The sequence below is a fragment of the Lysobacter antibioticus genome (assembly GCF_000731095.1).
In the GTDB taxonomy this organism is placed as follows: Bacteria; Pseudomonadota; Gammaproteobacteria; order Xanthomonadales; family Xanthomonadaceae; genus Lysobacter; species Lysobacter antibioticus_B.
The window spans coordinates 1-20,639 of sequence record NZ_JMTZ01000085.1 but is presented as its reverse complement, the minus strand read 5'-3'; the positions used below and the strand labels follow the sequence as shown (position 1 = coordinate 20,639).

The 20,639-nt window shown below is 66.7% G+C and carries 22 protein-coding genes and 5 tRNA genes; 7 read left to right on the top strand and 20 right to left on the bottom strand.

Going from position 1 to position 20,639, the window contains the following annotated elements; all coding sequences use genetic code 11:
- Positions 1-19: 19 nt before the first annotated feature.
- The 19 genes from rplL to EX88_RS0119945 all read right to left on the bottom strand — a co-directional run bounded on the left by rplL (position 20) and on the right by EX88_RS0119945 (position 13,146).
- Complete coding sequence (gene rplL / locus EX88_RS0120040; RefSeq protein WP_031373759.1) at positions 20-391, bottom strand: 50S ribosomal protein L7/L12; 372 nt, start codon at positions 389-391, stop codon at positions 20-22.
- A 71-nt stretch (positions 392-462) separates the two neighbouring features.
- Positions 463-996 carry a 50S ribosomal protein L10 gene (gene rplJ / locus EX88_RS0120035; protein WP_031373758.1) on the bottom strand — a complete coding sequence of 178 codons (534 nt, stop codon included), beginning with the start codon at positions 994-996 and terminating at the stop codon, positions 463-465.
- Positions 997-1,485: 489 nt separating this feature from the next.
- On the bottom strand, positions 1,486-2,184 hold the full coding sequence (gene rplA, locus EX88_RS0120030) for a 50S ribosomal protein L1 (RefSeq protein WP_031373757.1): 699 nt from the start codon (positions 2,182-2,184) through the stop codon (positions 1,486-1,488).
- 2 nt (positions 2,185-2,186) lie between these two features.
- The gene (rplK, locus tag EX88_RS0120025) at positions 2,187-2,615 is read right to left on the bottom strand and encodes a 50S ribosomal protein L11 (RefSeq protein WP_031373756.1); all 429 of its coding nucleotides are present in this window, start codon (positions 2,613-2,615) and stop codon (positions 2,187-2,189) included.
- A 248-nt stretch (positions 2,616-2,863) separates the two neighbouring features.
- Positions 2,864-3,439 carry a transcription termination/antitermination protein NusG gene (nusG, locus tag EX88_RS0120020; RefSeq protein ID WP_031373755.1) on the bottom strand — a complete coding sequence of 192 codons (576 nt, stop codon included), beginning with the start codon at positions 3,437-3,439 and terminating at the stop codon, positions 2,864-2,866.
- Positions 3,440-3,452: 13 nt separating this feature from the next.
- Complete coding sequence (gene secE, locus EX88_RS0120015) at positions 3,453-3,830, bottom strand: preprotein translocase subunit SecE (RefSeq protein WP_031373754.1); 378 nt, start codon at positions 3,828-3,830, stop codon at positions 3,453-3,455.
- 96 nt (positions 3,831-3,926) lie between these two features.
- Positions 3,927-4,002, bottom strand: a tRNA-Trp gene (locus EX88_RS0120010).
- A 151-nt stretch (positions 4,003-4,153) separates the two neighbouring features.
- Positions 4,154-5,344, bottom strand: coding sequence for an elongation factor Tu (gene tuf, locus EX88_RS0120005; protein ID WP_031373753.1), 1,191 nt, complete (start codon positions 5,342-5,344; stop codon positions 4,154-4,156).
- Between the two features lie 72 nt (positions 5,345-5,416).
- A tRNA-Thr gene (locus tag EX88_RS0120000) sits at positions 5,417-5,492 on the bottom strand.
- A gap of 95 nt (positions 5,493-5,587) precedes the next feature.
- Positions 5,588-5,662: transfer RNA gene (locus EX88_RS0119995), tRNA-Gly, on the bottom strand.
- 160 nt (positions 5,663-5,822) lie between these two features.
- Positions 5,823-5,908: transfer RNA gene (locus EX88_RS0119990), tRNA-Tyr, on the bottom strand.
- A gap of 127 nt (positions 5,909-6,035) precedes the next feature.
- Positions 6,036-7,127: a redox-regulated ATPase YchF gene (gene ychF, locus EX88_RS0119985; RefSeq protein WP_031373752.1), complete on the bottom strand. Its 1,092-nt coding sequence runs from the start codon at positions 7,125-7,127 to the stop codon at positions 6,036-6,038.
- A gap of 82 nt (positions 7,128-7,209) precedes the next feature.
- Entirely contained in the window at positions 7,210-7,791 is a 582-nt protein-coding gene (gene pth, locus EX88_RS0119980) for an aminoacyl-tRNA hydrolase (RefSeq protein WP_031373751.1), read from the bottom strand.
- Positions 7,792-7,850: 59 nt separating this feature from the next.
- Positions 7,851-8,510: a 50S ribosomal protein L25/general stress protein Ctc gene (locus EX88_RS0119975; protein ID WP_031373750.1), complete on the bottom strand. Its 660-nt coding sequence runs from the start codon at positions 8,508-8,510 to the stop codon at positions 7,851-7,853.
- 179 nt (positions 8,511-8,689) lie between these two features.
- Complete coding sequence (locus tag EX88_RS0119970; protein WP_031373749.1) at positions 8,690-9,649, bottom strand: ribose-phosphate diphosphokinase; 960 nt, start codon at positions 9,647-9,649, stop codon at positions 8,690-8,692.
- Between the two features lie 84 nt (positions 9,650-9,733).
- Positions 9,734-9,810: transfer RNA gene (locus tag EX88_RS0119965), tRNA-Gln, on the bottom strand.
- Entirely contained in the window at positions 9,773-10,702 is a 930-nt protein-coding gene (gene ispE / locus EX88_RS24855; protein WP_051885352.1) for a 4-(cytidine 5'-diphospho)-2-C-methyl-D-erythritol kinase, read from the bottom strand. Before ispE ends, EX88_RS0119965 begins: the two co-directional genes overlap by 38 nt.
- Positions 10,703-10,768: 66 nt before the next feature.
- Positions 10,769-11,383 carry a lipoprotein insertase outer membrane protein LolB gene (gene lolB / locus EX88_RS0119950; RefSeq protein WP_051885350.1) on the bottom strand — a complete coding sequence of 205 codons (615 nt, stop codon included), beginning with the start codon at positions 11,381-11,383 and terminating at the stop codon, positions 10,769-10,771.
- Between the two features lie 74 nt (positions 11,384-11,457).
- The gene (locus EX88_RS0119945; RefSeq protein ID WP_051885351.1) at positions 11,458-13,146 is read right to left on the bottom strand and encodes a tetratricopeptide repeat protein; all 1,689 of its coding nucleotides are present in this window, start codon (positions 13,144-13,146) and stop codon (positions 11,458-11,460) included.
- Positions 13,147-13,472: 326 nt separating this feature from the next.
- On the opposite strand from EX88_RS0119945, the gene hemA reads away from it, so the two are divergent.
- Both hemA and prfA read left to right on the top strand, forming a co-directional pair.
- Positions 13,473-14,777: a glutamyl-tRNA reductase gene (gene hemA / locus EX88_RS0119940; RefSeq protein WP_051885349.1), complete on the top strand. Its 1,305-nt coding sequence runs from the start codon at positions 13,473-13,475 to the stop codon at positions 14,775-14,777.
- Between the two features lie 57 nt (positions 14,778-14,834).
- On the top strand, positions 14,835-15,917 hold the full coding sequence (prfA, locus tag EX88_RS0119935; RefSeq protein ID WP_031373745.1) for a peptide chain release factor 1: 1,083 nt from the start codon (positions 14,835-14,837) through the stop codon (positions 15,915-15,917).
- A 204-nt stretch (positions 15,918-16,121) separates the two neighbouring features.
- Here prfA and EX88_RS27510 read toward each other — a convergent pair whose 3' ends face one another.
- Positions 16,122-16,208 carry a pentapeptide repeat-containing protein gene (locus EX88_RS27510; RefSeq protein ID WP_430536922.1) on the bottom strand — a complete coding sequence of 29 codons (87 nt, stop codon included), beginning with the start codon at positions 16,206-16,208 and terminating at the stop codon, positions 16,122-16,124.
- A 203-nt stretch (positions 16,209-16,411) separates the two neighbouring features.
- On the opposite strand from EX88_RS27510, the gene EX88_RS0119930 reads away from it, so the two are divergent.
- From EX88_RS0119930 to ppk2, 5 genes are all read left to right on the top strand, one after another.
- On the top strand, positions 16,412-16,870 hold the full coding sequence (locus tag EX88_RS0119930; protein WP_031373744.1) for a GNAT family N-acetyltransferase: 459 nt from the start codon (positions 16,412-16,414) through the stop codon (positions 16,868-16,870).
- A 66-nt stretch (positions 16,871-16,936) separates the two neighbouring features.
- The gene (locus EX88_RS0119925; protein WP_036149598.1) at positions 16,937-18,661 is read left to right on the top strand and encodes a tetratricopeptide repeat protein; all 1,725 of its coding nucleotides are present in this window, start codon (positions 16,937-16,939) and stop codon (positions 18,659-18,661) included.
- A 98-nt stretch (positions 18,662-18,759) separates the two neighbouring features.
- On the top strand, positions 18,760-19,278 hold the full coding sequence (gene moaB, locus EX88_RS0119920; RefSeq protein WP_031373742.1) for a molybdenum cofactor biosynthesis protein B: 519 nt from the start codon (positions 18,760-18,762) through the stop codon (positions 19,276-19,278).
- A 5-nt stretch (positions 19,279-19,283) separates the two neighbouring features.
- Complete coding sequence (locus EX88_RS0119915) at positions 19,284-19,652, top strand: helix-turn-helix domain-containing protein (RefSeq protein WP_031373741.1); 369 nt, start codon at positions 19,284-19,286, stop codon at positions 19,650-19,652.
- A complete protein-coding gene (gene ppk2, locus EX88_RS0119910; protein WP_031373740.1) occupies positions 19,649-20,428 on the top strand; it encodes a polyphosphate kinase 2 in 780 nt (259 codons plus the stop codon). The genes EX88_RS0119915 and ppk2 overlap by 4 nt, the downstream gene beginning before the upstream one ends.
- Positions 20,429-20,639 lie beyond the last annotated feature (211 nt).

Sequence of the window (20,639 nt, the reverse complement as noted above, 5' to 3'; positions counted from 1 at the left end):
TCGGCGACGCAAGTACGACTTACTTGACTTCGACAGCTGCACCAGCGGCTTCGAGGTCCTTCTTGAACTTCTCGGCGTCGGCCTTCGAGACGACTTCCTTGACGGTCTGCGGAGCGCCTTCGACCAGGTCCTTCGCTTCCTTCAGGCCCAGGCCGGTGATGGCGCGGACGGCCTTAATGACTTCGACCTTCTTCTCGCCGGCAGCCTTCAGAATGACGTTGAACTCGGTCTGCTCTTCGACCGGAGCAGCGGCTTCGGCGGCAACGCCGGCAACGACCGGAGCAGCGGCGGAAACGCCGAACTTCTCTTCGATCGCGCGGACGAGTTCCATGACTTCCATCAGGCTCTTTTCGGCGATGGCTTCGACGATTTGTTCGTTGGAAAGGGACATTTGAATAACCTCAGGAAATATTGATCTTACGAATCGGATTCAGTGAAGCGGTCGCGAATGCGGGGCGGCGATTACGCCGGTTCCGCTTCGGCCGGAGCTTCGACAGCGACTTCGCCACCGCCCTGCTGGTCGGCCACGGCCTTGACGGCGCGGGCGAACATGCTGGCGGGTTCGGACAGGACGCGGGCCAGCATGGCCAGGGCCTGGTCGAGGGTCGGCAGCGAGGCAAGCACGTCGACGTGGCTGGCCGGGTACACCTGGCCTCCCAACGCGACGACCTTGGCCTGCAGCTTGTCGTTACCCTTGGCGAATTCCTTGATCAGACGACCGGCAGCGCCGGGTTCTTCCGTCGAGAACGCATACAGCAACGGACCGACGAGCTTGTCTTGGACGCACTCGTATTCGGTACCGGCAACGGCACGCGAAGCCAGGGTGTTCTTGACGACACGCAAGTACACACCGGTTTCACGAGCCTTCTTGCGCATCGCGGTCATTTGACCGACCGTGATGCCTGCGTACTCGGCAGCAATCAAGGAGTGAGCCTTGGCGGCGACTTCTGCCAGTTCGGCGACTACTTCTTGCTTCTGAGACAGATTAAGAGCCATTGCACTCCTCCAAGGCCGGGATTCGGGATTCGTGAGAGGGAACCGGCGAAGCGGCTTGCGCCTGGCTTCGACCGATCCCCGATCCCGTACTACCCATCCCGGCACTATTAACTCCGCTTACGGCTCCTGCCGCTTGCGGTCCTGGGCGGCGACCGTCCTTGGCGCCGGGGACGCCGAAGGCATCCCGGGTGGTGGCCTTTCCTGAAAATGGTTTCAGGGGCGGCACCATCTACGCCGGCCCGGCTCCGAAGAGTCCGAATTAAGCGATCCCGCTGTACCGACGGCGACTCCTTGCCGTGTCGAGCTTCCCTGCCCGTCGTCGGTATGCGCTGACCGCGCCTGCGGTCTTTGACGGCGATCGCTTCGGGTTGCCCCTGGGCGATAGCCCTCAAAAAGTTAGGAGCGAGGTGAGAGAAGCGAGAAACGAGTGAGAGCGAATGCGGCTTTTCGCTCACTCCTCACTTCTCTTGGCTCACTCCATTGATTCGATTACTTGAGCGACAGCGAGGTCAGATCGACGGTCACGCCCGGACCCATGGTCGAGCTGATCGAGATCTTCTGCAGGTACTGACCCTTGGCGGTCGCCGGCTTGGCCTTGATCAGGTCGAGCAGCAGCGCCTGCAGGTTGTCCTTCAGCGAGGCGTCTTCGAACGAAGCCTTGCCCAGGGTGCAGTGGATGATGCCGGCCTTGTCGGTGCGGTAACGCACCTGGCCGCCCTTGGCGTTCTTGACCGCTTCGGCCGGGTTCGGCGAGACGGTACCGACCTTCGGGTTCGGCATCAGGCCGCGCGGGCCGAGCACCTGGCCCAGCTTACCGACGACGCGCATGGCGTCCGGGGTGGCGATGACGACGTCGTAGTTCAGATCGCCGGCCTGCATCTTCTCGGCCAGGTCGTCCATACCGACGGCTTCGGCGCCGGCGGCCAGGGCCTCGTCGGCCTTCGCGCCGGCCGGGGCGAACACCGCCACGCGCACGGTCTTGCCGGTGCCGGCCGGGAGCACGGTCGAGCCACGGACCTGCTGGTCGGACTTCTTCGCGTCCACGCCCAGGCGCACGGCGACGTCGACGGACTCGACGAACTTGGCCTTGGTCGCGGTCTTCACGATCTTGACCGCTTCTTCGAACGAGTAGGCCTTGCCCGGGACCACGGCTGCCTTGATTGCTTTTTCGCGCTTCGTGATTGCCATGATCAGCCCTCCACCACCAGACCCATGCTGCGGGCCGAACCCGCAATCGTCTTCACTGCCGCTTCCAGGTCGGCCGCGGTCAGATCCGCTTCCTTCGCCTTGGCGATGTCTTCGAGCTGCTTACGGGTGACCTTGCCCACCTTCTCGGTGTTCGGGCGCTTGGAGCCCGACGAGATGCCGGCGGCCTTCTTGAGCAGGACCGAAGCCGGGGTGCTCTTGGTGACGAAGGTGAAGGTACGGTCCGAGTAGGCCGTGATGATGACTGGAGTCGGCAGACCCGGCTCGAGCTTGGAGGTCGCGGCGTTGAACGCCTTGCAGAACTCCATGATGTTCAGGCCGCGCTGACCCAGCGCAGGACCGACCGGCGGCGAGGGGTTGGCCTGACCGGCCTTCACCTGCAGCTTGATGTAACCGACTACTTTCTTTGCCATTGCTCTGCTCTCCGGGTGCTAGCGCCTGGACCTCAGGCTCCCCATCGGGCCGGAAATCGCGCGTTCCGGCATCGCGTTTTGCTTGCGCAGACAGCCGCCCCGGACCTTTTCAGAGGGGGCAGCTGAATGAATGGGCCACCGCATCTAGGCAGTGAGCCGCGCACTATATCAGGTTTTTTGGAATACGACACGACGAGACCCGGCAAGCCGGGCCTCGTTCGATGGGGTCAGCCAGGCCGGGGCCGGGCTCAGGTGGCCTTTTCGACCTGCCCGAATTCCAGCTCGACCGGGGTCGAGCGGCCGAAGATCAGCACTGCAACGCGCAGGCGGCTCTTCTCGTAGTTGATTTCCTCGACCACGCCGTTGAAATCGACGAACGGGCCATCGACCACACGGACCATTTCGCCCGGCTCGAACAGCACCTTCGGACGCGGCTTTTCGACGCCTTCCTGAACGCGCTGCAGGATCCGGTCCGCTTCGCGGTCCTGGATCGGCAAGGGGCGATCGGCGGTGCCGCCGATGAAACCCATGACCTTCGGGGTTTCCTTGATCAGATGCCAGCTTTCGCTGTCGATGCGCGGAATACCGGCTTCGTCGTGCGTGGCGATCTGGACCAGGACATAGCCCGGGAAGAATTTACGTTCGGACCGGCGCTTCTGGCCGGAACGCATTTCGACGACTTCTTCGGTCGGCACCAGGACGTCGCCGAAGCGGTCCTGCATTTCGAAACGGACGATGCGGTCGCGCAGCGCTTGCGCCACGGACTTTTCGAAGCCGGAATACGCATGTACCACGTACCAGCGCTTGTTATCTTGCGAATTCACGTCGGTCGTCTCCTCAACGCGACAGCAGGAACTTGACCGCAGCCTGGATCACATAATCGAAGCCGGACAGGATGAGGCTGAGAATCGCGACCGCGATCATGACCACCCAGGTGGTCTTGAGCGCTTCTTCGCGGTTCGGCCAGACCACCTTGCGCAACTCGAAACGCGATTCCGAGAGGAATTCGCGGGTCTGTGCACCCTTGGTGGAAAACATGAACACCACCGCGCCGGCGAGCAGGCCGGCGACGACCACGCCGCTACGCAGCGGGCCGCTCCAGTTCTCGAACCAGAGGTAGGCGAACACACCGCCCAGCGCAAGCAGCAGCGCCAGCGCGTACTTGGCGATATCACCGGCACCGCCGGATTTATGTTGTTCGGCCTTGCTGTTCATTCTCGGGGCGATTCCCTCGCGAAAGCCCGCCCATCCCTGCGCGGCCCTTTCAATGCATTCCAGTCGCCGGATCGTCCGAGCCGGCTCGGTATCGAGTGGCACGCCAGGAGGGACTCGAACCCCCAACCTGCGGTTTTGGAGACCGCTGCTCTGCCAATTGAGCTACTGGCGTACGTCTTTGAAGTCTTCTGCCCGACTCAGCGCCCGAATCGGGCCCGGGATCGAGCGGATATTCCAAGGTGTACTAAACAACGAAGGCGGACCGGGTTGCCGGCCCGCCGTTCGCGGCTTGCGGCGGCCTTGCGACCGCCGCGATGGTGCGATTACTTGATGATCTTGGCCACGACGCCGGCGCCGACGGTACGACCGCCTTCGCGGATCGCGAAGCGCAGGCCTTCGTCCATCGCCACCGGGTTGATCAGCGTGACGACCATCTTCACGTTGTCGCCCGGCATCACCATCTCGACGCCCTCCGGCAGCTCGCAAGCGCCGGTGATGTCGGTGGTGCGGAAGTAGAACTGCGGACGGTAGCCCTTGAAGAACGGGGTGTGACGGCCGCCTTCGTCCTTCGACAGCACATAGACTTCGGCTTCGAAGTCGGTGTGCGGCTTGATCGAACCCGGCTTGCACAGCACCTGGCCGCGCTCGACGTCGTCGCGCTTGGTGCCGCGCAGCAGCAGACCGGCGTTGTCGCCCGCCTGACCCTGGTCGAGCAGCTTGCGGAACATTTCCACGCCCGTGACCGTCGTCTTCTGGGTCGGACGGATACCGACGATTTCGATTTCGTCACCGACCTTCACGATGCCGCGCTCGATACGGCCGGTCACCACGGTGCCGCGGCCCGAGATCGAGAACACGTCTTCCACCGGCATCAGGAACGGCTTGTCGACGTCGCGCTCCGGCTGCGGGATGAAGCTGTCCAGCGCTTCGACCAGACGCAGGATCGACGGCACGCCGATTTCGCTCTGATCGCCTTCCAGCGCCAGACGGGCCGAGCCGTGGATGATCGGGGTGTCGTCGCCCGGGAACTCGTACTTGCTCAGCAGCTCGCGCACTTCCATCTCGACCAGCTCGAGCAGCTCGGCGTCGTCCACCATGTCGGCCTTGTTCAGGAACACGACGATGTACGGCACGCCGACCTGGCGCGACAGCAGGATGTGTTCGCGGGTCTGCGGCATCGGGCCGTCAGCGGCCGAGCACACCAGGATCGCGCCGTCCATCTGCGCTGCACCCGTGATCATGTTCTTCACGTAGTCGGCGTGGCCCGGGCAGTCGACGTGCGCGTAGTGACGCGTCGCCGATTCGTATTCCACGTGCGCCGTCGAGATCGTGATGCCGCGCGCCTTTTCTTCCGGCGCCGCGTCGATCGCGTCGTATGCCTTGAACTCGCCACCGAAACGCTCGGCGCCCACCTTCGTCAGCGCCGCCGTCAGCGTCGTCTTGCCGTGGTCAACGTGGCCGATCGTGCCGACGTTCACGTGCGGCTTGGTGCGCTCGAATTTACCCTTAGCCATGGCTGTCGCTTCTCGTTTGTGGGTCTGTATGTCGCGGCGGCTGTTGGTAAAGCAGCCTTGTCTTGCTTTGGATGGTGCTCACGAAAGGAATCGAACCTTCGACCTCCTCCTTACCAAGGAGGTGCTCTACCGACTGAGCTACGTGAGCGTGAAACCTGGGTGTTGCGACCCGCCTGCGCGGGCTTTAACTGCAATGGGACCGACGCGGGCGAATTCAACCTTACCGCCGACGAAGCCGTTCAATGGAGCGGGAGACGGGATTCGAACCCGCATTATCAGCTTGGAAGGCTGAGGCTCTAACCATTGAACTACTCCCGCGCCGCGTACAGCCATTACAGCGTTGGAACTTTAATCTGAAACCCGCACCGCCGACACCCTTGAAAGCGAGATCGTCGTTGCTTGATTCCACTAGTGCCTGCCGCGCCAGAATCCGTCGAACTCAAAAAAACCGACGAACCGTAGCCTGTCGCGATGAAACTGGTGGAGGGAGGTGGATTCGAACCACCGAAGGCGTAAGCCAGCAGATTTACAGTCTGCCCCCGTTGGCCGCTTGGGTATCCCTCCAAAAGAGCCCGTAATTCTGGCGCGCGTTCTTCAGGAAGTCAACGCGTTTTCGTACAACTTTTTTCGGAATCTACTCGCGACGGCCGAACCGGCTGCCAGGCGACCCCGAAACGGCCGCATAGTGTACTCAGACATTGAACCGGAAGTGCAGTACATCGCCCTCTTGGACGCGATATTCCTTGCCTTCCAGGCGCAGACGCCCGGCATCGCGGGCCCCGGCCTCGCCCTTGTACTTGATGAAATCGTCGTAGGAGATGGTTTCGGCGCGGATGAAGCCCTTCTCGAAGTCGGTGTGGATCACCGCGGCGGCCTGCGGCGCGGTCGAGCCGGCCTTGACCGTCCAGGCGCGCACTTCCTTGACCCCGGCGGTGAAATAGGTCTGCAGGCCCAGCAGCTCGTAACCGGCGCGGATGACCCGGTTGAGGCCCGGCTCGGCCAGGCCGAGGTCGGCCAGGAAGGTGTCGCGGTCGGCGTCGTCGAGCTGACTCAGCTCTTCCTCGATCGCGGCCGAAACCGGCACGACCTGGGCGCCCTCGAGCTTGGCGCGCTCGCGCACCGCGTCCAGGTGCGGGTTGTTCTCGAAACCGTCCTCGAGCACGTTGGCGACGTACATCACCGGCTTGAGGGTGAGCAGGAACAGATCGCGCAGCGCGGCCTTGTCGTCCTCGGACAGGCTCAGCGCGCGCGCCGGCTTGCCGGCGTCCAGGCCCTCGCGCACGCGGCCGAGGACCTCCTTGCGCACGATCGCTTCCTTGTCGCCGGTCTTGGCCGAGCGCTCGGCGCGCTGGTAGGCCTTCTCGACGCTTTCCAGGTCGGCCAGCGCCAGCTCGGTATCGATGGTCTCGATATCGGCGATCGGATCGACCTTGTTGTTGACGTGGATGACGTCCGGATTCTCGAAGCAGCGCACCACGTGGGTGATGGCGTCGACTTCGCGGATGTGGGCGAGGAACTTGTTGCCCAGGCCCTGCCCGCTAGCGGCGCCGGCGACCAGGCCGGCGATGTCGACGAATTCGACCGCGGTCGGCAGCAGCTTCTGCGGCTTGACGATCTCGGCCAGCGCGTTCAGGCGCGGATCCGGCACCGGCACGGCGCCGACGTTCGGCTCGATCGTGCAGAACGGGAAGTTCGCCGCGGCGATCCCAGCCTTGGTCAGGGCGTTGAAAAGGGTCGACTTGCCCACGTTGGGCAGGCCGACGATGCCGCATTTGATACCCATGGCTTCGTAATCCGGGAATAGAGAATCGAGAATCGGGAATGGGAAAGCGGGCTCTGACGATTCCCGATTCCCCATTCCCCATTCACGACTTGGGCGTGTGCAGGCGGGTCATGGCGTCCATCAGGTTGCCCTGCACCGCCAGCGGCATGACCTCGATGGCGTCGTCGATCGCGCGCAGGATCGTCGCCTCGTCGGCCTTGCCGGGACGTCCTAGCACCCAGGGAGTGACCTTGTCCTTGTGGCCGGGATGGCCGATGCCGATGCGCAGGCGGTGGAACTTGCCGTGACCGAGCAGTTGGATGGTGTCGCGCAAGCCGTTCTGGCCGCCGTGGCCGCCGTCGAACTTGAGCCGGGCCGTGCCGGGCGCGAGATCGAGCTCGTCGTGCGCCAGCAGCGCTTCCTCGGGCTCGATCTTCCAGTAACGCAGGGCCGCGGTGACCGACTTGCCCGACAGGTTCATGAACGTGGCCGGCTTGAGCAGCCAGACCGGGCGCCCGGCGATCTCGATCTTCGAGGTTTCGCCGAACAATTTGGACTCCAGACCGAACCGGCCGCCGAACTTTTCGTTCAGGGCGTCCACAAACCAGAACCCGGCATTGTGCCGGGTCCGGGTGTGTTCCGACCCCGGGTTGCCGAGGCCGACGATCAGGCGCAGATCTGCCATCGCGTAAGACTATCCGTGTACGCAAACCAGCGCGCCGATCAGGGCGCGCCGGTCCACGATCACTTCTTGTCTTCGTCCTTCTTGGCGACCTTGGCGGCCGGCACTTCGGCGACCGGCGCCTCGGCGGCTTCCTCGGCCTCTTCCTTGCCGTGCTTGGCGATCACGACGGCGACGTCGTGTTCCTTGCCCAGCTTCAGCTCGGGGATCTCGACGCCCTTCGGCAGCTTGAGCTCCGAGAGGTGGACGATGTCGCCGACGGCGAGCTTGGACAGGTCGATCTCGAGGAACTCCGGCAGGTCCTTCGGCAGGCAGCTGATTTCGACTTCGTTGAGCTCGTGGGTCACGACGACGTCCGCGGCCTTGCCGGCCGGCGACTTGTCTTCGTTGAGGAAGTGCAGCGGCACCGCGACGCGGATGGCCTGGTTCTCGTCCACGCGCTGGAAGTCCAGGTGCATGATGATCTGCTTGTACGGGTGGCGCTGCATATCGCGCAGCAGCACGCTCTCGCTCTTGCCGTCGACATCGAGGGTCAGGATCGAGGAGTAGAACCACTCGTGCTGGCTGGCCAGCCACACTTTCTCGTGATCGAGCTGGATCGGCTGCGGCGTAGCCTTGCCGCCGTAGATGATGGCCGGGATGCTGGCGGCACGACGCAGGCGGCGGCTCGCACCCTTCCCCTCGACGTTGCGGCCAGTGGCCTTGATGATGTGTTCGGACATTGTCGTTTACTCACTTTTACAGCGTTAGGATCGCCTCGCGGCGATTTGGAGACTCATCCGCGACCAGATGAGTCTTTGGAGCTGGGAATCGGAAATGGGGAATCGAGAATCGGTAGAAGCGCATGCCGCGGCGCTGCTTTTTACGATTCCCTATTCCCCATTCCCGACTCCCGAATTGATCAATCCACGTACAACGAGCTGACCGACTCGCCGAAGGCGATGCGGCGGATCGTCTCGGCCAGCAGCTCGGCGACGCTGAGCTGGCGGATGCGGCCGGTGGCGCGGGCCGCGGCGGTCAGCGGAATGGTGTCGGTCACCACCAGCTCGTCCAACTGCGACTTCATTACGTTGTCGATCGCCGCGCCCGACAGCACCGGGTGGGTGCAGTAGGCGACGACTTTCTGCGCGCCCTGCGCCTTCAGCGCGGCCGCGGCGGCGCACAGGGTGCCGGCGGTGTCGACGATGTCGTCGACCAGCACACAGGTCTTGCCCGACACGTCGCCGATGATGTTCATCACCGTGGCGACGTTGGCGCGCGGACGGCGCTTGTCGATGATCGCCAGGTCGGCGTCGTCGAGGCGCTTGGCGATCGCGCGGGCGCGGACCACGCCGCCGACGTCGGGCGACACCACGATCAGGTTGTCGGTGCCGTGCGCGCGCCAGATGTCGGCGAGCAGCAACGGCGAGGCGTAGACGTTGTCGACCGGAATGTCGAAGAAGCCCTGGATCTGGTCGGCATGCAGATCGACCGTGAGCACCCGGTCGGCACCGACGGCGCCGAACATCTTGGCCGCGACCTTGGCAGTGATCGGCACGCGCGAGGAGCGCGGGCGGCGATCCTGGCGGGCGTAGCCGAAGTACGGCACCACCGCGGTCACGTTGGCCACCGATGCGCGCTTGAGCGCGTCGATCAGGACCAGCAGTTCCATGAAGTTCTCGGCGGTCGGCGCGTTCGTCGACTGAATGACGAACACCTCCTGACGACGCACGTTTTCTTCGATCTCGACCTGCACTTCACCGTCGGAGAACCGCCCGACGAGCGCCTTGCCGAGCCGGATGCCGAGCTCCTTGCACACCGCTTCGGCAAGCGGACGGTTGGCATTACCGCTGAATACCAGCAGGTTGCGATCGTTTTGCACTGTCTTCTCCGCTTCGCTCTGACCGTGGCGGCTGGTGATGATTGGGGAGTGGGGAATCCACGATTCCCAACTCCCGGCATTCGATGGCAGGGGCGGTAGGATTCGAACCTACGAATGCCAGGATCAAAACCTGGTGCCTTGGGCCTCTTGGCGACGCCCCTGCGGAAGATTTGCCTCGAGTGCGGCACACAGCGCGGAACGCCCTGCACCGCCCGCCGTCCAGGCCCGTAGGCCGGAAGGCAGTTCCGCCAGCGCTGCCTCGGCGGATTCGCGCTGCGCGAACTCGACGAAACACCCGCTGCCAGAGCCGGTCAGGCGTGGCGAACCGATCTGCGACAACGCGGCGAAGGCGGCCTCGACGGCAGCTTCGCGCTTGCGCAACACCGGCTCGAACGCATTCCCGAGCGGCTTACCCGAAACGAAGTCCGACATTGTCGCGGGCGCGGCATCCCGCGTCAATTCAGACGATTGAAACAAGGCCGCGGTCGGCGCGTGAACGCCCGGGTCGACCAGGACGTACCAGGCCGGCGCCAGTTCGACCGGCCGCAGCACCTCGCCGACGCCTTCGGCCCAGGCATTCTCACCGCGCACGAAGACTGGCACGTCGGCGCCCAGGCGCAGCCCGAGCTCGGCCAGGCGGTCCACACCGAGGTTCGTGCCCCACAAAGCGTCCAGGGCGACCAGGACGGTGGCCGCATCGGACGAGCCGCCGCCGAACCCACCGCCGGCCGGAATGCGTTTTTCGATGACGATGTCGGCACCTTGGCTGCTGTTCGACTCTTTCTGCAGCAGCAAGGCGGCCCGCACGGTGAGGTCGTCGTGCTCGGCCACGCCGGCCACCGAGGCGCCGTGACGGATCACCCGACCGTCCGCGCGCGGGCGCAGGCGGAGCGTGTCGCCCCAGTCGAGCAGGCGGAACACGGTCTGCAACAGGTGGTAACCGTCGGCACGGCGACCGGTGATGCGCAGGAACAGGTTCAGCTTGGCCGGGGCGGGCCAGATCGACCAATTCGACTCGATCGGAGCGGTCGGCTCGGAGAGGGGGGCGGACATGATCGGATCGCAGCTCGGGCGGGCGTTATCGGTCGGGCGTTAAGGGTCGGGAAAGAACGCTCAGGATCAGCGGCCGGCGCCATCGGACGCCGGCGCGGCCTCCGCGCCCTGCCACTGGTCGACGATCAGGCGCACGCGGGCGTCGCCGCGGCGTGCGTCCAACCGCGACGGCAGGTCGCCGGTGAGCGGCCATTCGTAGGCGATGCTCCAGCCGGCCTGCTCGATCGAAAGCGGGCGGCCGTCGGGCCCCGCGGCGATCCGCGGCGCGGCGGCGCCGGCGGCCGGCAAGGCGCGCAGCCAATCGGCCAGAGCCTCGACCGGAATATCCCAACCGGTGGCCTCGTGCAGCACCGCCGCGGCGTCGACGCCTTCGCGCGGGCCGCCTTCGAGGCCGTCCAGACGCGCTTCGCCGGGGCCGCCGGCAAGGCGCCAGCTCTGCCGGGTGACCGGCGCGCTGAGGGCGACTTCGTAGCGTTCGCCGCGCTGGTTCCATTCGATGCGGCCGCTGCCACCCTTGCCGGCGTTGGACACGGCGATGCGGCCGGTCAGCGACCACTCGCCATCGGCGCGGACCCGGGCGATGCGCCCGGCTTCGCGCTCGGCCGCGACCGCCGTCGGCAATACTTCCGGCGGCGGGCGCCTGACGCCCTGCCCGGCGCAGGCGCTCAGCAACAAAACCAATACGGCGACCGCGACGGACTTCGCCGGGCACGAAACAGGGTGCGCCTTAAGACGCAAAGCGGACGAACGCGTGTTCACAGGCCGAGCCGCTTCAGCGCGCGCAACAGCGAGCGATTGTCGGGATCGATCTTGCGCGCCTGCTCGAAGTATTTGCGGGCTTCCTCGCGCTGGCCGCTCTGCCACAACACCTCGCCGAGATGGGCGGCGATTTCGGCGTCCTTCTGCATGGTCAGGGCGCGGCGCAGCTCGGTTTCGGCCTCCTTGACGCGGCCGATGCGGTACAGCACCCAGCCGTAGCTGTCGACGATCGCATAGTTGTCGGGCTCGGCGTTGCGCGCGCGCTCGATCAGTTCCAGCGCTTCCTGGAAGCGCGTGGTGCGGTCGGCCAAGGTGTAGCCGAGTGCGTTGAGCGCCGCGATGTTGTCGGGCTCGGCGACCAGGATGCGGCGGAAATCGGCCTCGGCGCGGGCGATGTCGTCGCGGCGCTCCCAACTCAGGGCGCGGGCGTAGAGGATCTCGGGTTCGTCCGGAAATGCCGCCAGGCCACGCGCGAAAGCATCGTTCTCGCCGGCGTCGTTCTTGTCCTCGCCGCGCAGATTGGCCTCGACGATGTAGGCGTCGCGGCGGGCGTCGTCGCCGGTCGAAGCGTCGGACTGGATCGCGCGCAGATTGGCGTAGGCCTCGTCGTTGCGCTTGAGCTTGTGCAGGACGTTGCTGCTGCGCAGGCGCGCGATCGAACGCGGTTGCCCGGCAGGCACGCCCTGGTACCAGCCCAGGGCTTCCTCGTAACGCTCGAGGAATTCGGCCAACTGGCCCAGCAGCAGGCGCCGCGCCGGGTCCGGCTTGGCCGCGTTGGCGCGCAATTCGTCGTAGAGCTTGGTCAGGGTCGGCTTGTCTTCGGCGCGGGCCAGGTAGGACGCGCGCAGCGAATAGGTCTGCTCGTCCTGCGGGCCGCGCGCCAGGGTCGCGGCGACCGCCTGGAAATCGTTGAGCGCTTCGTACTGCTCGGCGATCAGCGCGCGCAGATTGGTGTCGCGATCGGCCAGCGCGACGATGCTCTGCAGCATTTTTCGGGCTTCGTCGTCCTTGCCCGACTCGCGCAACTGGCTCACCCGCAACAGGGCCACGCGTGGCTCGCCGGGGAAGCGGTCGACCACTTCGGCGACGATGCGTTCGGTGAGCTTGGGCTGGTCCAGGCGCTGCGACAGGCCGCCGAACGCGACCCAGGCCATCAGGTTGCCGGACGGGATCTTGCCGCCGTCGACGAGCTTCTCGAGCACGCGCGCGGCCTGCTTCGGGTCTTTGGAACCGGTGGTCAGCACGATCAGGGCCTGGCGCCAGCCGGCCTCGGGATCGTTCTCCATCAGAGCGTTGAGCTGACGCAATGCGGCGCGGTCGTCGCCGCGGCGCAGCGACAGGGTCGCTTCGGCGGCGCCGATCGAGGTGCCCTTGCCGCCCAGCTTGCGCCACAGCGCCAGGGCCTCGGCGGCCAGCGCGTCCTGCTTGGCGACCACAGCGATGCTGGTCGCCCGCTCGGCCAGGCCGACGTCGTTGGCGGCGCGCGCGGCCTTGAGATAGGCCTCGGCGGCTTCGTTCAGCTTGCCGGACTGGAGGGCGAATTCGCCGCTCAGCAGCGATTCCAGCGAGGCCCCGGTCGGGTCCTTGGCGGCACGCGCCTGGATCGTGGACTTGGCCGTGGCCAGAGCGGAGGCCGATACCGGCGTCGACGGCTCGGCGGCGGCGCTGCCGAGCCAGCCGCCCAGGGCCAGGGCCAAAACCGCGATTTGCAGGCCCCGTCGCGGCGCGGCGGGCCGGCGCGAACCGAGGCCGGCGCAGGCGAGCCGCGCGGCCTCGGCCGAGTCGTCGCTGCCGTCATCGTTGCCATCTATTGGACCGATCGAGCAAATCGAATCGTAGAGAACCACGTCGGGACCAGTGGGCCGGTAGAATGGCGGCCTTCAGCAGCCCGCAGCTTATCGCAAGCACCTGAACCGATGTCCCGCGACGCACGCCGCCTCATGAAACTTTTTTGCGTCGCCGCGACGGCGGTTTACTGCGTCCGCCGCCCGGGATCGAAGCGCGTCCACCGATGAGTCTGTTCGTTCTAGGCATCAACCATCAGACCGCGCCGGTCAGCCTGCGCGAGCGCGTGGCGTTTTCCGGCGACACCGTCACGACCGCGCTCGACGCCCTGCGCGCGCTCGCGCCGGTACGCGAAGTGGCGTTGCTGTCGACCTGCAACCGCACCGAGCTGTATGCGGTGGCCGACGACGACGGCCGCGCCCTCGCCGACTGGCTGGCCACGCACCCGGACGACGTCGGTGATCTGCACGCCTATCTCTATCGCCATCGCGATGCCGACGCCGTGCGCCACCTGTTCCGGGTCGCGACCGGGCTCGATTCGCTGGTGCTCGGCGAGCCGCAGATCCTCGGCCAGGTCAAGGACGCCTGGGCGACCGCGCGCGCCGCCGGCACCCTGGGCAGCCAACTCGACCGTCTGTTCCAGCAGGCCTTCTCGACCGCCAAGCGCGCACGCACCGACACCCGCATCGGCGCCAATCCGGTGTCGGTCGCCTCGGCCGCGGTGCGTCTGGCGCAGGAGTCGTTCGCACGCCTGGAAGACTCGACCGTGCTCCTGGTCGGCGCTGGCGAAACGGTCGAACTGGCGGCGCGGCATCTGGTCCAGGCCAAGGCCAAGCGCCTGCTGATCGCCAACCGCACCCTCGCCCACGCTCAGGACCTCGCCACCCGCCACGGCGGCGTGGCCCTGCCATTGAGCGAACTCGAACGCCACCTGGGCGAGGCCGACATCGTGCTGTCGGCGACCGCCAGCCGCGAACCGATCCTGCACCGCGCCCAGGTCGCCGCCGCGCTCGCCACCCGCAAGCACCGGCCGATGCTGTTGCTGGATCTGGCGGTGCCGCGCGACATCGCCGCCGACGTGGCCAGTTTGAAAGACGTATTCCTGTACACCGTCGACGACCTGGAACGCGCGATCGAAGACAACCGCCGCAGCCGCCGCGAAGCCGCGACCGAAGCCGAGGCCATCGTCGAGCTGCAGGTCGCCCGTTTCGTCGAAACCCTGGCTGCGAGCACGCGCACTGCGCCGATCAAGCGTCTGCGCGACCATGGCGAGGCCGCGCGCGAGGAAGTGCTAGCGAAGGCGCGCCAGCAACTCGGCGCCGGGCAGGACCCGGCGGAGGTGCTGAACTTTCTCGCCCACACCCTGACCAACCGCCTGCTGCACGCCCCGACCGTGGCCCTGCGCGAAGCCGCGCTGAGCGGCAACCCGGAGCTGGCGCGCGCCGCCGACAAGTTGTTTCCAGCGGTGGGACCGGGAATCGGGAATGGGGACTCGGGAATCGAAACAGCGGATTCGTCGGACGACCGTTAGCGACCAGATCTGATCGCATGCGCTTCCGACTCCCGACTCCCTATTCCCGGCTCTCCAATGACCCCCACCCTGCGCCGCAAGCTCGAAGCCCTGGCCGAACGCCGCGAAGAACTCGAGCGCCTGCTCGCCGACCCCGGCGTGATCGGCGACAACGACCGCTTCCGCAAGCTTTCGCGCGAATTCGCCCAACTCGAACCAGTCGCCGTGGCGCTGGCCGAGGAAGCGCGCGCCAAGGCCGACCTGGCCGCCGCCGAAGCGATGCGCAACGATCCTGAGCTGCGAGAACTCGCCGACGAGGAAATCGCCGCCGCGCAGACGCGCCTGGAACAGCTCGACGTCGAACTGCTGGCGCACCTGATCCCGAAGGACGCGCGCGACGAAGGCGACCTGTACCTGGAAGTGCGCGCCGGCACCGGCGGCGACGAAGCCGCGATCTTCGCCGGCGACCTGTTCCGCATGTATGCGCGCTACGCCGAACGCCAGGGCTGGAAAGTCGAAATCGAGTCGTCCAATGCCGGCGAGCACGGCGGCTACAAGGAAATCATCGCCCGCGTCGAAGGCCGCGGCGCCTATTCCAGGCTCAAGTTCGAGTCCGGCACCCACCGCGTCCAGCGCGTGCCCGAGACCGAATCGCAGGGCCGCATCCACACTTCGGCGGCCACGGTGGCGATCATCGCGGTCGAGCCGGAAGGCGAACCGATCGAGATCAACCCGGCCGACCTGAAGGTCGACACCTTCCGTTCTTCTGGCGCGGGCGGCCAGCACGTCAACAAGACCGAATCGGCGATCCGCATCACCCACATCCCCAGCGGCGTGGTGGTCGAGAACCAGACCGAACGCAGCCAGCACGCCAACCGCGACAAGGCGCTCAAGCGCCTGCAGGCGATGCTCGCCGACGCCGCGGCGGCGAAGGCCGCGGCCGCGCAGGCGCAGGACCGGCGCCTGCAGGTCGGCAGCGGCGACCGCAGCCAGCGCATCCGCACCTACAACTTCCCGCAGGGCCGCATCACCGACCACCGCGTCGAAGGCCTGACCCTGTACGACCTGCCCAACATCGTCGCCGGCGATCTCGACGGACTGATCGGGCGCCTAATCCACGAGCATCAGGCCGACGAACTGGCGCGCTTGTCGGCGGGCTGAGGCGGCCCTCACCCCAGCCCTCTCCCGCCAGCGGGAGAGGGAGCAAGTCCGAGCATCGGCGGTCAAGCGACCGTACTCGCAAGCACGAAGCCTCCCTCGGCCCGGCAACTCTCGACACACAAGGGACCGGCCTCGCTCCAGTTTGCGGGAGAGAGTTAAGGCGAGGACCCGCTTGCGGGAGAGGGCTAGAGCGAGGGCATGCTTTCACAGCGAAGCCGCCGCCTGGTTCAAGTCGGCCTGGTTCAAATCGGCCTGGTTCCAGTCGGCCTGCTTCAAATCGATTTGACTCAGATCGACCCGACTCGAATCGAAGCGCCCACTCCATCGCCACCGCGCCCGAATGGAGCCATATAGCGCACAGCGCCTGAGCCAAAGCCTCCGCCACGCCTGCGCCTTGTGCGCCGCTGCGCGATTCGTCGAAGTCGCGCCGCACAGTCATGACGCCGCGCGCGTTCAACGGCCATAATCCGCCCTCTCCCGCCGGATCGCCTGCCATGAGCCTCTCAGTTCGCCGCGCAACCCTCGACGATCTCGACCTGCTGGCTCCGCTGTTCGATCATTACCGGTACTTCTATACCCAACGCGACGACGAAAGCGTCTCGCGCGCCTTCATCGGCGAACGCCTGAGCCGCGGCGACTCGGTCGTGCTGCTCGCTACGCTGGACGGCGTCGACGGCGCCGGTTTCACCCAGTTGTATCCGACCTTCTCCTCGGTCCGCGCCGCACGCGTGTGGGTGCTCAACGATCTGTTCGTCGATCCGACCGCCCGCCGGCGCGGCGTCGCTCAGGCCTTGCTCGACGCCGCCACCGGTTTCGCCCGCGCCGATGGCGCGGCGCGGCTGGAACTGGAGACCGACCACGACAACCTCACCGCCCAGGCCTTGTACGACGGCGTGGGCTGGCAACGCTACGACGGCACCCAGCGCTACCACCTGCCGCTCAGTGCGGCCTGATCGCGCCATGCGCAACCGCTGCATGCCCGAACCCGGCGCGAATACCCTCGTCGCGAGGTCGGCGCCATGAACGACCCCCGCCTCGAACTGCGCCAGGCGCTGCAGCGCAATCCCGGCGACGCCATGGCCTGGATCATGCTGGCCGAACACGAACTCGACGCCGGCGATGCCCGCGGCGGCGAAACGGCGGCGCGACGCGCCTTGAACCTGCGGCCGGGCCATCCCGAGGCGCTCGCGCGCCTGGGCCGGGCGCAATGGATGCAGGGCCGCCGCGACGACGCGGTAACCAGCCTGCGCGCGGCCGCGCACAACGCGCCGCAGCACCCCGGCATCGCGGTGTGGCTGGCGCATGCGCTCGAAGACGTCGGCGATGCCGAAGGCGCCCTCGGGGCCTATGCCCACGCCTATGCGCTCGCACCGCGCGAACCGCAGTTGGCCGCCTATCTGCTGGCGTGGCGACGCAAACTGTGCGACTGGCGCGATCTCGATGCCCTCGCTGGCCAGGTCCGCGACGCGATCGCACGCGGGCAGGCCTCGGTCGAACCCTTCGCCTTCCTCAGCGAAGACGCCAGCGCCGCCGAACAACGCCGCTGCGCGGCGCTGCGCGCGACGGTGATCGCCGGCAGCGTGCGGCCTTTGCCGGCCGCACCGCAGAAGGACACATCGGCACCGATCCGGGTCGGCTTTCTCTCCAACGGCTTCGGCGCCCACCCGACCGGCCTGTTGATCGTCGCCTTGCTGGAAGCGCTGCAGCGGCGCGGCGGCCTCGACCTGCACCTGTTCGCCCTCAACCGCGACGACGACAGCGCCATCCGCCGCCGCCTGCATGCCGCCGCAAACGCTTTGCACGACGTCGCCATGCAACCGCACGCCCAGGTCGCCGCGGCGATCCGCCGCGCCGGCACCGACGTGCTGTTCGACCTGCGCGGCTGGGGCGGCGGCGGTGCGCCGGAAGTGTTGGCGATGCGGCCGGCCCCGGTGCAGGTCAACTGGCTGGCGTATCCGGGTACTTCGGCGGCGCCGTGGATCGACTACGTACTGGCCGACCGCTACGTCCTGCCGGAAGCGCTGAGCGCCGATTTCAGCGAAACCGTGGCCTGGCTGCCGCGTTGCTTCCAGCCCTCCGACACCACCCGCGAACCGGCCACGCCGCCGAGCCGCGGCGAATGCGGCCTGCCCGACCAGGGCGTGGTGTTCTGCTGCTTCAACAACAGCTACAAACTCAATCCGCGCAGCGTCGCGCGCGCACTTGCGGTACTGCGCGGCGTGCCCGGCAGCGTGCTGTGGCTGTTGTCCGGCCCGGGCCGCGCCGACCAGCGCCTGCGCGATTTCGCGAGCCGCCAGGGCATCGCGCCGGAGCGCCTGGTGTTCATGCGCAAGCAGCCGCATGCCGACTACCTGGCGCGGCTGCGCCATGCCGACCTGTTCCTCGACACCGATCCCTACAACGCCCACACCACCGCCTCGGACGCGATCTGGGCCGGTTGCCCGGTGTTGACCTGCCCCGGCGCGACCTTCGCCGCGCGCGTGGCCGGCAGCCTCAACCACCACCTCGGCCTGGAGTCGATGAACGTAGCCGACGACGCGGCCTTCGTCGCCCGAGCGATCGCGCTGGGCAACGACCCGGGCGCGCTGCGGGCCTTGCGCGGCGAACTCGCCGCACGCCGCAGCGACAGCGGCCTGTTCGACATGGATGGCTTCGCCATCGATTTCGCGGCGATGACGATGGCGATGGCGCGCAGGCAGCGCAAGGGCGAAGCGCCGACACCGCTGCGCGGGCCGGCGCGCTAGCCGTTCCGACACACTCGATCGGGTCGACCCGACTCGAACCGCCTGACTCGAACGTCCTGAGTTGATCAGCCCCACCCGGTTTGCGCTAGGCTGCCCTCATGACCGCAGAACGCGATTTCATCCCCCTCTCGCTGTGCGTGCTGACCGTTTCGGACTCGCGCACCCTGGCCGACGACAGTTCCGGCGACTATCTCGTCCAATCCCTCACCCAGGCCGGCCATCGCCTCGCCGAGCGCAAGCTGCTGCCCGACGATCGCTACAAGTTGCGCGCCGCAGTGTCGCAGTGGATCGCCGACGACAGCATCGACGGCATCCTGGTCACCGGCGGCACCGGCTTCACCGGCCGCGACTCCACGCCCGAGGCCCTGCTGCCCTTGCTCGACAAGGAAATGCCCGGCTTCGGCGAGCTGTTCCGCGCAATCAGCTACGACGAAATCGGCACCTCGACCCTGCAATCGCGCGCCTTCGCCGGCCTGGCCAACGCGACCTTCCTGTTCTGCCTGCCGGGCTCGACCTCGGCCTGCCGCACCGCTTGGGAAAAGATCGTCGGCGCCCAGCTCGACGCGCGCACCCGGCCGTGCAACCTCGCCACCCTGCGTCCCCGCCTCAAGGAGTGATCGGCATGCCGCTCGACACCACCCTGCGCCTGCTGGCCAAGGCCCGCGGCCTCAACGCCACCGACATCGCCACCGCGATTCCGCGTGCTGGCGTCGCCACGGTCAGCGCCTGGCTGCGCGGCGACAAGCTGCCCGGCAAGGACCAGCTCGATGCGCTCGCGCGCGCCTTCGGCGTGCCGGCGGGCGCGCTGCTGTCGGAACTCGCCAGCACGCTCGACCCGGCCCGCACTCAGGGCGAACACGACCTGCTCGCGGCCTATCGCGCGCTCAACACGCGCCAACAGGGCGCCTTGCTCGAAGTCGCCACCGGCATGGCCGGCACCCAGCGCAGTGCGGCGCCACGCAAGACCGCGGCGAAGAAGAGCAAACGATGAGCAAGCTCAAGCGCAAGGATTACGAAGCGCAGTTGGAAACGCTGCAGCTGGAACTGGCAGCGATGGCGCGTTGGCTGCAACACAGCGGCCGCCGCGTGGTGGTGCTGCTGGAAGGCCGCGACACCGCCGGCAAGGGCGGCGCGATCGGCGCGATCTCCGACCACCTCAATCCGCGCCAATGCCACATCGTCGCCCTGCCCAAGCCGAGCGAACGCGAAAGCGGCCAGTGGTATTTCCAACGCTACGTATCGCATCTGCCGGGCGCGGGCGAAATCAGCCTGTTCGACCGCAGCTGGTACAACCGCGCCGGCGTCGAACAGGTCATGGGCTTCGCCGAACCCGCGCAGGTGAAGGCCTTCCTGCAGCAGGCACCGGTGTTCGAGAAGCTGCTGACCGACGACGGCATCCTGCTGTTCAAGTATTGGTTGTGCTGCGACCAGGAACAGCAGGAAGAACGCTTCGCCGAACGCCTGGAAGACCCGCTCAAGCGCTGGAAACTTTCGCCGATCGACCTGCAGGCGCGCAGGCATTACGACGACTACACCCGGGCCCGCGAGGCCATGCTCAAGGCCACCCACAGCCAGCACGCACCCTGGACCCTGGTCGATTTCAACGACCAGCGCCAAGGCCGGCTGACCCTGATCCGGGACCTGCTGTCGCGCTTGCCCGACACTCACCTGCCGGATTCGGAACTCGAATTCGCGCCGCTCAAGGGCAAGCCGTCGAAAGAGAAATACGGCGTGCTGAAGCCGATCCGGGCTGGCAAGAAGGGCTGAGTTGTCTCGGGCAGGTCGCGGCTCATGCTGCAGGCTTCCACCACCAAAGCGGCTGCATTGACGAATTGAAGCGCTGCTCTTGCTCGAAGAAGAAAGCGCTGCGAATCCTCTCTCTGTAGGAGCGACGCAAGCCGCGACCGCGCTGCAACGGTCTCGCGGCGTATCGCTCAAGCAAGATCTAGATCTAGATCAAACGCCTAAAGCTTCCGCC

Coding starts and splice junctions, on each gene's coding strand:
- prfA (WP_031373745.1), top strand. CDS start 14,835: ATGACCCCCACCCTGCGCCGCAAGCTCGAAGCCCTGGCCGAACGCCGC.
- rplK (WP_031373756.1), bottom strand. CDS start 2,615: ATGGCAAAGAAAGTAGTCGGTTACATCAAGCTGCAGGTGAAGGCCGGT.
- rplJ (WP_031373758.1), bottom strand. CDS start 996: ATGGCTCTTAATCTGTCTCAGAAGCAAGAAGTAGTCGCCGAACTGGCA.
- EX88_RS0119915 (WP_031373741.1), top strand. CDS start 19,284: ATGCCGCTCGACACCACCCTGCGCCTGCTGGCCAAGGCCCGCGGCCTC.
- rplA (WP_031373757.1), bottom strand. CDS start 2,184: ATGGCAATCACGAAGCGCGAAAAAGCAATCAAGGCAGCCGTGGTCCCG.
- ispE (WP_051885352.1), bottom strand. CDS start 10,702: ATGTCCGCCCCCCTCTCCGAGCCGACCGCTCCGATCGAGTCGAATTGG.
- moaB (WP_031373742.1), top strand. CDS start 18,760: ATGACCGCAGAACGCGATTTCATCCCCCTCTCGCTGTGCGTGCTGACC.
- pth (WP_031373751.1), bottom strand. CDS start 7,791: ATGGCAGATCTGCGCCTGATCGTCGGCCTCGGCAACCCGGGGTCGGAA.
- secE (WP_031373754.1), bottom strand. CDS start 3,830: ATGAACAGCAAGGCCGAACAACATAAATCCGGCGGTGCCGGTGATATC.
- ppk2 (WP_031373740.1), top strand. CDS start 19,649: ATGAGCAAGCTCAAGCGCAAGGATTACGAAGCGCAGTTGGAAACGCTG.
- ychF (WP_031373752.1), bottom strand. CDS start 7,127: ATGGGTATCAAATGCGGCATCGTCGGCCTGCCCAACGTGGGCAAGTCG.
- EX88_RS0119925 (WP_036149598.1), top strand. CDS start 16,937: ATGAACGACCCCCGCCTCGAACTGCGCCAGGCGCTGCAGCGCAATCCC.
- rplL (WP_031373759.1), bottom strand. CDS start 391: ATGTCCCTTTCCAACGAACAAATCGTCGAAGCCATCGCCGAAAAGAGC.
- hemA (WP_051885349.1), top strand. CDS start 13,473: ATGAGTCTGTTCGTTCTAGGCATCAACCATCAGACCGCGCCGGTCAGC.
- tuf (WP_031373753.1), bottom strand. CDS start 5,344: ATGGCTAAGGGTAAATTCGAGCGCACCAAGCCGCACGTGAACGTCGGC.
- EX88_RS0119975 (WP_031373750.1), bottom strand. CDS start 8,510: ATGTCCGAACACATCATCAAGGCCACTGGCCGCAACGTCGAGGGGAAG.
- EX88_RS0119930 (WP_031373744.1), top strand. CDS start 16,412: ATGAGCCTCTCAGTTCGCCGCGCAACCCTCGACGATCTCGACCTGCTG.